Source organism: Aquimarina brevivitae, from assembly GCF_004216895.1.
Classification (GTDB): domain Bacteria; phylum Bacteroidota; class Bacteroidia; order Flavobacteriales; family Flavobacteriaceae; genus Aquimarina; species Aquimarina brevivitae.
Genome location: NZ_SGXE01000004.1, coordinates 191,072 through 201,746 on the forward strand (window position 1 = coordinate 191,072; position 10,675 = coordinate 201,746).

Consider the following 10,675-nt stretch of genomic DNA (forward strand, 5'->3'; position numbering starts at 1 on the left):
CAGTTCGAGTATCCTGAAACAAGTTTCAGGATGTATCGAGAACCACTAAGAAATAGCGCTTAGTACCTAATGAAACGAAAATCCAATATATCCAATAATACATCAGACTCCGGACATCGGTCATCAAGCATCTGTCAACAGTCACCAGACCTCAGACCCCCGTCATCAAACATCTGTCAACAGTCACCAGACCTCAGACCCCCGTCATCAGACACCGGTCATCAGTCATCCGTCTCCGGTCACCCAACAAAACAAAAAATAAGTATGAGGAACACTAACTTTTTTAATAGCACTATGAAAGGCATATCCTATCTCAAAAAATTAATAACAGCCATCACCGGCCATCAGTCATACATCACCGGTCACCGGTCACCTGACTCCCGTCATGTCACCCTGAGATGTCACACTGAGCTTGTCGAAGTGCAGTCGAAGGGCCGGTCATCCGTTAATGGTCATCAGTCATTGGTCACCCGACCTAAAACTTCTCATAGAGCAATTGCAATGTTCTTTGTGTTGACCTTTTTAAATACGTTAGTCCCCTATAATCAGCTATGGGCAAATAACAATGGGCCTAACGCACCAGAAGCAGCCGCTTTTGAACCCGTAGATGCTACGGATATGGTCAATTTAAGTACAGGTGATTTAACATACACCATGCCTTTAGTTAATATTCCTGGAAGTAATGGCGGCTATCCATTAGCACTTGCCTATCACGCAGGTATTTCAACAGATCAGGAATCCTCTTGGGTGGGACTCGGTTGGTCTTTAAATCCAGGTGCTATTAACAGAAGTGTTAATCGCTTGCCAGACGACTGGAAAGAAGTCAATACCTTTGATTATTACTGGAATGAAGGAGAAACTTACAGACAACATACAATAAACGTTACAATTCCTCTTAAAGGAGTTACGATAGGTTTGGGTGCCTCTTGGGGTAATTTGCGAGGCTTTGGAGGTTCTATATCTGCTGGTGTAGGAAATATAAACGTTACAATAGGTACTGACGGTGTTGGTATCAGTTATGGAAAAGGTCCATTTAGCATCGGTACTAACTTAAACCCAATGGAAGACTCTTTCTCCTTAAATGCTGGCCTAAGATCTAACATTAATGGATTTAATAGTTCAATAGGTTTAAGTTACAATAATAAATCTGGTTTAGCAGGCTATGGAAATCTTAGCTATTCAGGTAGTAAAGGTGGATTAAACTATTATGGAAGTGTAGGTTTGACAACTCAAGGCACATTTTCTTATTCATTAGGCGCTAGTATTTCAACTAAAATAGGAAATTCTAAATATTCAATTGGTTCAGGTTTTAAATCTTTCACTTCGTCAGTAAAGAATGATGATCTAACAATTGATCAAAGTGGATATACTATCCCATTAATTGTGGCTAGCTATACATATGAAAAGGTTAGAGTTTATCTCGACGAATCCAAAAATCAGGTTTCCACAGGAAGTCTTTATAAGCCTTCAGCTAATCTCGATAATCTAATATCTTCTTATTGCCAAAACTATGCAGAATTACAAGCTTGGAATGATGTTGAAAATTATTGTCGTTTAACTCCTTGCACAGAACAGGACAGACAAGATTTGTATCCAGTTTATGTAACAAGTAATTATAACCGTTGTATTGAAAATCCGGAAGAAAACGGGTTTGAATATTATAGAAAACTAGATAATTTTGAGGATAATGTCAATCATATAACTGCAACAGAATATGACAATTATGCTGTCACAGGGCAAGGCATTTATGGGAATATGACTCCACACCTTATGGGTAATTCTAATCTTGCCCCTTATGATTCTTCAGATATTATTGAATCTGAATTGAGGTATTATAGCTTGAACGATCAAGTTAACAGGTTTCAAAAAACAGAATTTGCATTTAGATCATCAATCAATCACCGGGCACAAATCAATCCGGTAATATTTAGTGATAATTTAAATCCAAATTCGTTGGAAAATTTTATTGTCAACCCCTCAGAAATTGTAAGTGGAGATGAAAAATCAGGAAAATCTATCCAATATTATACATTTGATGAAGTCGAAGCTAATCCCAATTTAAGGATGCCAGATGGATTTACTAAACCTGAAAGTGTACAAAGCACCTCTATTGCAGGTTTTGTAGTTACCTCAACCGATGGTATATCGTATCATTATATGCTCCCTGTATATAACCACTTAACTAAAGTAAGGAACAACCATAATAAAGACAACCCTCGTAGCAAGTACAGTGAATCCACTAAACCAGCATATGCTACACACTGGTTGCTAACAGGAGTTACTGGTCCGGATTATTTTGATTATAACAGCAATCAAAAGGTAGATCAAGGAGATTATGGATATTGGGTCAACTTTGATTATGGAAAATGGTCAGATGGTATGGTTTGGCGCAATCCTGCGGATTTAAGTATAGAACACGATAACTCTTCTTACTCCTACATGTGGGGTATCAAAGATGTTTATTATTTGGACAAGGTTAATACTAATACACACACCGCTTTGTTTATTAAGGACTTAAAACTAGATGCTAAAGGGATTCCGGTAACCTATATCGATAAAAATGCAGGGTATGATAGTACAATGCCAGTACAAAAACAGTTATTACTGGATCAAATAGTATTATTAAAAAATGAAGATGCTGCCACTGTGTCTAAACAAAATCAACAAACTTTAGCTGCAGAAAGTTCTTTTACATTCTACGATCCTATCTCGAATAAGAATCACATACTTAATCTTAATCAACAAGACAATATTTTAGACAATTATGATCAAAACATAAATCAAAATCTTATTGACAATGCAATTAGCGTAATAGATATGGACTATGACTATAGCTTGGCCCCTAATTCACCTAACACCGATGCTAATGGGAAACTAGCATTAAAAAAAATATATACTCATGGTGAAGGAGGAGCTGATATTGTGCCGCCATATGAATTTGTGTATGATAATAACCCGCAATGGAGTCACGATATTCACAACGTTTGGGGATACAATCAAGATAATCCAGCTGCCTGGAGTTTAAGTAGCATAAAATTACCTCTAGGCTCAAGCATAAATATACAATATGAAACCGATGAATACGAATCTTTGAGTGCCACGGACGACTCTGGAGATTGGTTAGATATACGACCCTATTTTTATAGTTCTAGCGCGAATAATCTCTATGTTAAAGCTTATATAGGTAGTTATAATTTTCAGGTGGGAGATGTTGTTAAAATGACCTATACCCTTGATAGGGTTAGATGTGGGCAAAGCTACATAAGTACCGTCTGCAACGATGGTGAATGTGCCTATATAGAAGATGCTAATTTTATTGGTTTAGCTACGGTTACCAATGTAAAAACAAACACTGATGGTACGAGAGAAGCCTCTTTTGATGCAGACATTTCGCAAGGCTATACCTTTGATTCATACTACCAACAACCCCCAAGTTCTTGTTCAAATTATGAAAGGGAAGCCGCATCATTCAGATCCTTTAACTCAAAAACTTCTGCTGGTATTAGAGTTAGTGAAATAGCTTTAACAGACAATATTAATACCTGGAAAACCACCTATACCTATCAAAAAGGAGACATTCCTTATGAACCAGTATACGATATGCAAGTAAGAGATCAATTCTTTTTAGCTAGCCCAATTGTTATGTATCCTGAAGTTACTGTTACTAAAATGAACGCTAAGGATGAAGTACAAATGACGTCTATCTACAAGTATTATACCCATAGAGATGAAGGATGTATTGAGGATAACGGATGTACTCGGATTAACAAAAATAAAAATGTACAAAATTTTGAAAACAGATTAAATTACAACTCGATATATGCAGTTCATACTGATATTGATGATTTTCAGTCCTATGCAGGTTTATTAAAGTCAGTCGTACATAAATCTTCAAAGGGTAAAAGGACATATGAAGAATTAAATACCTATAAAACCTTAGATAAAAACTCTGGTTTTGTTCCCTCTGAATCCTTTCAACTTTATAAATCAATTAGCAGCAATAATAACAGTACAAAAAATGCTGATTTATGGTCTACAACCGTGAATCACTATCCTGTCGTTTTAGAGAAAAAAGAGGTAAAGGCTGGCTCTAGCATAACTACAGAATTATTCGAAGATCTAGATCCGTATACAGGCACTGCACTTACGCAATACGTTACAGTTAATCAAAACCCTACCCTAAAAAGCACTGTAGTGCCGGCTAGGGAAAAATATCCAACTATGGGCAGTAAAAAAGTAAATCCGCAAAACGCAAATATGTTAGATCAAACAGTTGCTTCTTATTCCTATATCGAAAATGAGCAAACTGGCACTTATGATCTTTTAGCGACTAGCATACAAACCTGGTATGATCAATGGATTTATAGGGATTACAAGGGTAATGAGACTAATGCTCCTAACAGTGTGTGGAGAAAACATAAAAATTATAGTTGGATTGGCTCTGGTACAGGATTAAATAGTGATGGTACTATAGCTGATCCTGTAGGTGCTACATCTTTTAACTGGTGGTATAATCAGGAACCTCCTACTAATAGTGGTTGGTTAAAAACAAATACTATTAAAAGATACAATAAGTACTCTGCTATTTTAGAGTCTGAAGATAAAAATGGGGATTACGTCGCTACAAAGTATAATTATGACAACTCCAAAGTTATTGCCACAAGTAATACAGAATATAAGAATTTCTATTATGCCAGTTTTGAAGATTATGATTACCAAAATGATGGATTATCAGGCGAAATGAATCAAGCAATCGGTAGAACAGGTATCCAATCTCATACAGGAAAAAATAGTTTTTCATTTAGTGGAAGTTGGAATGCATTAAAAACAAATGATTATGAAACAGGTAAATATAAAATTTCATTTTGGTCTTATGGCTCTGCGGAGTTTACAGTAAATAATAATAACCCTGACGAAACCATTAAAGCAGGTAACTGGAAGCTAAATAATTTCTATCTGGATTTGACTTCAGGCCAAAACGTAACAATTTCTGGTACCGGATACATTGATGATTTTAGAATGCATCCGGCCGTAAAATCAGGTATAAAGTGTTTTGTTTATGATGATAAAGATCATCTAACGGAAATTATCAATAATTCAGGTTTTGCCACAAGGTACTTTTATAACGCTGTAGGTCAATTAACAGAAGTATGGCAAGAGGTGGGTAATAGACCAGGTTTAACAGGTGGTTTCAAAAAAATCAATGAACACAGGTTAAACTATGCCAACGGTAATTAAAAAACTTAGCACTTCTAATTTATCTTAAACAATATTAAGAAATGAAAAAAATAATCATATCCATATTCCTATCACTGATAAGTATAATTAGCTATGCGCAATCAGATATGGAACTAACTGGCAATATTCAGGAAACTGTTGTTGCTTCTTCTTCAATACGAATAACTAATGCCACTATTTTACCTGGAGCACATCTATATATTGATCGCAATTTAACCTGTGATATAGTGAGCAACGATCAGAATTATTCGTACAGCCGTACTTATGATATTACTGGTAAGTTAGTAGGAGAAGGTGTTTCTTATTTCGATGTTATGGGAAAAAACATCCAAACTCAATCCAGGGATATATTAACTAATAAAGTTTGGGTTAATGAAATCTTTTATGACGAAGGTGGAAGACCTGCAGTTTCCACCATGCCAGTGCCGGATAGTAATAGTGATTGTTTATTATATAGAACAAACTTTACACGTAATGAAAATGGTAACTCATATAGTATTAATGATTATAATACTGATCTCGACGCATTAGCAAAAGTTGATCCCAATTCTGATCTGGGTAAGTATTACGGACCAAATCATCCAGATCCCTACCATGATATAGTGGAATATCCGATGACTCGCACCGTATATGACCCCAACAAACTTAACCAACCCCTAAAATCGATTGGGGGCAACAAAAATGCAGAAGATGAGTGGATCAATGGATACGCACATGAGCTGCCAGCCGCGCAGGAAATGTATTACCTTTTTGGCAAAAACTACTGGAATAAAGATGGGTCTAACCAACTTAAGTTAAATGTTAAAAAAACTGTTGTACAAGATGCAGACGGTAAAGAATCTGTAGTATATACAGATCACAATGGCCAGGTTTTAGCTACTGCCCTAAGCGGTAGAGTAAACGGAGAGCATCAAAACGAAATGGAAGTTGTGTATTCCTTTAACGAAAGTGGATATCTGGACATTCATCTACCTGAAGGGTATACAGGGTTAGACATAGAGCTAATTAACGCTAATGATGCCATTATAACCGACCTCAGAACAAATAAATCGGTGCAAAGAAGAAACATGCAAGGAGGTAATGTCTATAGAATATCAAAAGGGAGTCCTGTAACCGACTTATACCTTGATCAGAACGGTACAATCAAGACACTTACCGGTCCTTTAGAAGATTACATGAATGCAGGTAATGATAAATATGTAGTCTTTAATGATGAATCATTCTCTGATCACGCATTTCTATATTCATCAGGCATACCAACAGCGTATTCTCAATCCACAATTACGGTTGATAATTATAACAATTTATATGTTAATTGGCTTTGGACTGGTAACAATGCTTCAACCTATTTAAAACTTGGCCCTAGCCATACCATTCCTACTAGTGCAATAACGATTGATAATTTAGAGCTGGGATATTTTACCACCACGGATTATTCCACCGGTGTGACTACTACAACACCCTATCGTTTAAAGATAGTAAACAATCAAATGATTGTATATTCATCTACTGGTCAAACCCCTTCATATCAAAACTTTAAGTTAGAATATGGCAACCGAGTTCTATCTTCTTCCGATCCTGGTCCCGCTTTTGTACGTTATAAAGTAAATTATCACACCTGGTCCTTAAATTACTATGACAAAGCTGGCAAACTTACCAAAACCATACCACCTATTGGTGTTTCTGATAATATATCTCAAATTACGGGCCTACAGCAACACAGTCAGGAAACCACTTATAATTACAATATTAAAGGACAGTTGTTGAGCTCTACCAGTGTAGATGAAGGTACATCGAACTTTAAATACAGAAGTGATGATCTGATTCGTTTTTCGCAAAATACGCTACAGGCATCCCAAAACCGATTTTCATACACAGATTACGGACCATTAGATAGACCAATAGAAAGTGGAGAGTGTAGCGGAAGTTTTACCACACTAAACCCAGATGGTACTTTTACAAAAACTAATTGTACAGATCAAACATTTACAACATATGATTATAGTGATCCTCAATTAGCAACAGAACTTACGGCTGCGGGTATCGATAGCAATCTTTATCAGCAAACTTTTGTAATGGGCGCGGTATCTAAAACATCGAATAATAATACTACAACCTGGTACAGCTATGATTATGATGGCAAAGTTTTATGGATCGTTCAGAAAATAGACGGTCTGGGTATTAAAACCATAGATTACACCTATGATTTATATAATAACGTAACCAATGTAGTATATCAAAAAAATCAACCCTCTGAATACTATGAGCACCGCTATACCTATGATGAAATACATCGACTGATCAAGGCTGAGACTAAATCAGGTTCATCCAGCTATGTAGAACATGCTCAATACAATTATAACGAAGAAGGTCAATTAACACGGCTTAATCTAGCCAATAACCTACAAGGTATTGACTATGTCTACAATTATCAGGGATTATTAAAATCTATAAATCACCCAAGCTTAAATGAAAATTTTGATCCGGGTGGTGATGCAGATGATGTTTTTGGACTCTCTCTGGACTATTACAATGGTGATTACAAAAGAGATAATAGTATTTTTAAGGTCACAAATGGAGTTGATTCCTACACCGGTAATATTAAGGCTATGACCTATAACACTGCTAATTTTATCGATCAGGATACAAAAGACACCTATTACTTTGGTTACAACCATAGAAATTGGCTTTCCTGGTCGGCAAAAGTATCATCTTCCTATTGGACAACTACAATGGGTTATTTGGATGAGAGCCAAATTCCTACTGGCGACTATAATACCAGTGGCATCACCTATGACCGTAATGGAAATATCCAGACGCTCAATCGTAATAAACAAACGGAAAATGGGGCTAACGCCATGGACCAATTGCGTTATGTATATGATACTGCTAAGCCTAATCAATTAAAACAAGTAATTGATAGCGCCGGCGATATACCAGGTGTAGATGACATAAGTACTCAGCCTGCTAACAATTATATATATAATGAGATTGGTCAATTGACAAGGAATAATGACGAAAATATTAGCTATATTTACAATGCCAGTGGATTGGTGACCGAAGTACAGCAAAATAACCAGCCTGCGGTGAAGTTCTTTTACAATGATAAAAACCATAGAGTAAAGAAAGAATCCTATAACCTTACCACAGGTAGTTTAAATTATACCGACTTTTATGTACGTGATGCCTCAGGTACAGCGATGGCAATTTACCGTAAAACAGGCAGCACTACCAGTTTAGTAGAAAACACTGTGTATGGTGCTGGTAGATTAGGAGTGCGTAAGGCAGATGACACTTTTGTATACGAGTTAACAGATCACTTAGGTAATGTACGAGCGGTAATAGCCAGAAATGATAACACAGCTCTATTAGCAGCAGCAGATTATTATCCTGGCGGGATGGCTATGCCTAATAGAAATGTCGTTGGAGATTACCGCTATAATTACCAAGGACAAGAGCTTGATGAGGAAACTGGAAAGGTTGCGTTCGAGTTAAGATTGTATGACCCAAGGATAAATCGTTGGATGGCACCAGACCCAGCTAAACAATATCCATCCCCATATATGTCTATGGGAAATAACTGGGTAAATCAAGTTGACCCAGATGGAGCAAAAGCAGAAGACTGGTATTTTAATAGCGACACAAACGAATTAGAATGGCACGCAGGAAGTTCAGCAGATTCGGCAAGTAATCTTACTTGGGTTGGAACTGATAGTGCTTCAAGTGAATATTTAAGTAGCATATCTACTACTTTTGGTGGTTCTGGAGAAGTTCCGTTTAGTGGTGGCTTATATTGGCAAGGAATAAAAGATTACGGTTCTGCTCGTTGGGAACAAATAAAGAAAGGGCAAATAATGCCACCAGCTTCATTATCTGTTTTGCCAGGAAAAGGAGTTTTAGTTAATAGTGAACAAATAGCTAGTAATGTACAAACAGCAAATTGGTTATATGAGACTGATTTTGGAAATGCAGAATATGCTTATTATGGAGGACAGTTTACAGGTGCTTTAGGAGAAGCGGCATTATTAAGAGGGGCAGGTAAGCTAGCATCAGGTTACGGTTTTTCTGCTTTTGGCGGGCGTTTTCAAGCATTATATGCTAATCCAAGTGCGAGAGGTGTAACATTATTTGCTATTCAAAATAGTTCCAGATTAAAAACATCAACTTGGCATTTTAGATTGGATATACATCGTGTGTATAGTTTAGGAAACAGGCAAGTATTACATTATCATTCAGCACTTAGAAATGGTTTGTCAAATAGACAATGGTTTAAGGCTGTAGAGCATAGTGCAACACCTCTAATAAAATTTTAAAATTTGATTATTTCACCTGCAATTAAGGTCTCTAATTCAATTAATAAGTTAGAGTTTTATAAAATAGAGTATTATGATGAATTTAAGAAGAATGATTTAGAAGAAGTACTTACTTTATTAATAGAAAATGACTTCCAGAAGCTTTATTTTTCTTTTGGTCGTTATGATATGTTTTATGAGAACGATATAGAAGAGAAGCATCGTTATATTTATGAAAAAATTAAAGACAACGGAAAAATTGAATTACTTTATAAAAAGAGTAATGATAATTTTGCTTTTGCAGGTTTTTTTGAATTAGACCGCACTCAGTCTATAAATCTGATTATCGATATATTTAGAGTTTATTATTCGTGTTCTATTGAATTTTTTTCTTCTTTAGATGTTGATTATATCTCTTTTATTGATTTAATGAATACTAAATATAGTAGAAAAGATTATGATAATAAAAGGCTTTATAATAACATAAAATACAAATACTCTTTATATAAGGGGCTTGGACCTGATTTAGTTTATTTAGCTTATGATAATGAAATAGGACTACCGATTAAAATAAAAAACAAAATACCATTACCACCAAAAAGAGCAACCTCTTTAATAGGAAGATTGAAAGAAAATATTTTTGGATATCCTTGGGTAGAAGAATAAAGTCTAAGCCAACTTATCCTGTAGCGTATTATTCTGCGCATCTTTAAGCATCACATCAAGCATATATAAAATCCTGTCTTTATAGTCAGGATTTATTTTTTGTAGTAACTCAATGCGGTAGAGCATTTTTTTATCCTTTAGTAAAACGGTAGTATCGCCAACCAAATAATCTAAACTTACTTCAAGAGCTTCGGCAATATTTTTGGCAATATCAATAGATGGAGTTCTTTCGTTACGCTCATAGCGTCCAATAATCGCAGCAGATGTACCAATCTTTTTGGCAACTTCTTCCCGCTTCATTGCTTTTTCTTCACGAACTGTTTTTAACCGATATCCAAAATCCATACGTATATGATGCTAATTACTACCGTTATGTAACCCCCGATGTACCAATCTTTTTGGCAACTTCTTCCCGCTTCATTGCTTTTTCTTCACGAACTGTTTTTAACCGATATCCAAAATCCATACGTATATGATGC

General features: G+C 35.8%; 4 protein-coding genes. 3 read left to right on the forward strand and 1 reads right to left on the reverse strand.

The window, feature by feature from the left end:
• The first annotated feature begins 69 nt into the window (after positions 1-69).
• The 3 genes from EV197_RS14340 to EV197_RS14350 are packed head-to-tail and all read left to right on the forward strand — an operon-like array spanning position 70 to position 10,196.
• Complete coding sequence (locus tag EV197_RS14340; protein ID WP_130287482.1) at positions 70-5,238, forward strand: RHS repeat domain-containing protein; 5,169 nt, start codon at positions 70-72, stop codon at positions 5,236-5,238.
• Between the two features lie 41 nt (positions 5,239-5,279).
• Positions 5,280-9,551, forward strand: coding sequence for an RHS repeat domain-containing protein (locus EV197_RS14345; RefSeq protein ID WP_130287483.1), 4,272 nt, complete (start codon positions 5,280-5,282; stop codon positions 9,549-9,551).
• Positions 9,552-9,554: 3 nt separating this feature from the next.
• A complete protein-coding gene (locus EV197_RS14350; protein ID WP_130287484.1) occupies positions 9,555-10,196 on the forward strand; it encodes a hypothetical protein in 642 nt (213 codons plus the stop codon).
• Positions 10,197-10,199: 3 nt separating this feature from the next.
• Here the strand turns inward: EV197_RS14350 and EV197_RS14355 are convergent, their stop codons facing one another.
• Complete coding sequence (locus EV197_RS14355; protein WP_242610746.1) at positions 10,200-10,496, reverse strand: helix-turn-helix domain-containing protein; 297 nt, start codon at positions 10,494-10,496, stop codon at positions 10,200-10,202.
• Between the last annotated feature and the right edge of the window lie 179 nt (positions 10,497-10,675).

Bases quoted from the DNA above. Each gene is read 5' to 3' on its own strand.
- EV197_RS14345 (WP_130287483.1), top strand. From the start codon at position 5,280: ATGAAAAAAATAATCATATCCATATTCCTATCACTGATAAGTATAATT.
- EV197_RS14355 (WP_242610746.1), bottom strand. From the start codon at position 10,496: ATGAAGCGGGAAGAAGTTGCCAAAAAGATTGGTACATCTGCTGCGATT.
- EV197_RS14340 (WP_130287482.1), top strand. From the start codon at position 70: ATGAAACGAAAATCCAATATATCCAATAATACATCAGACTCCGGACAT.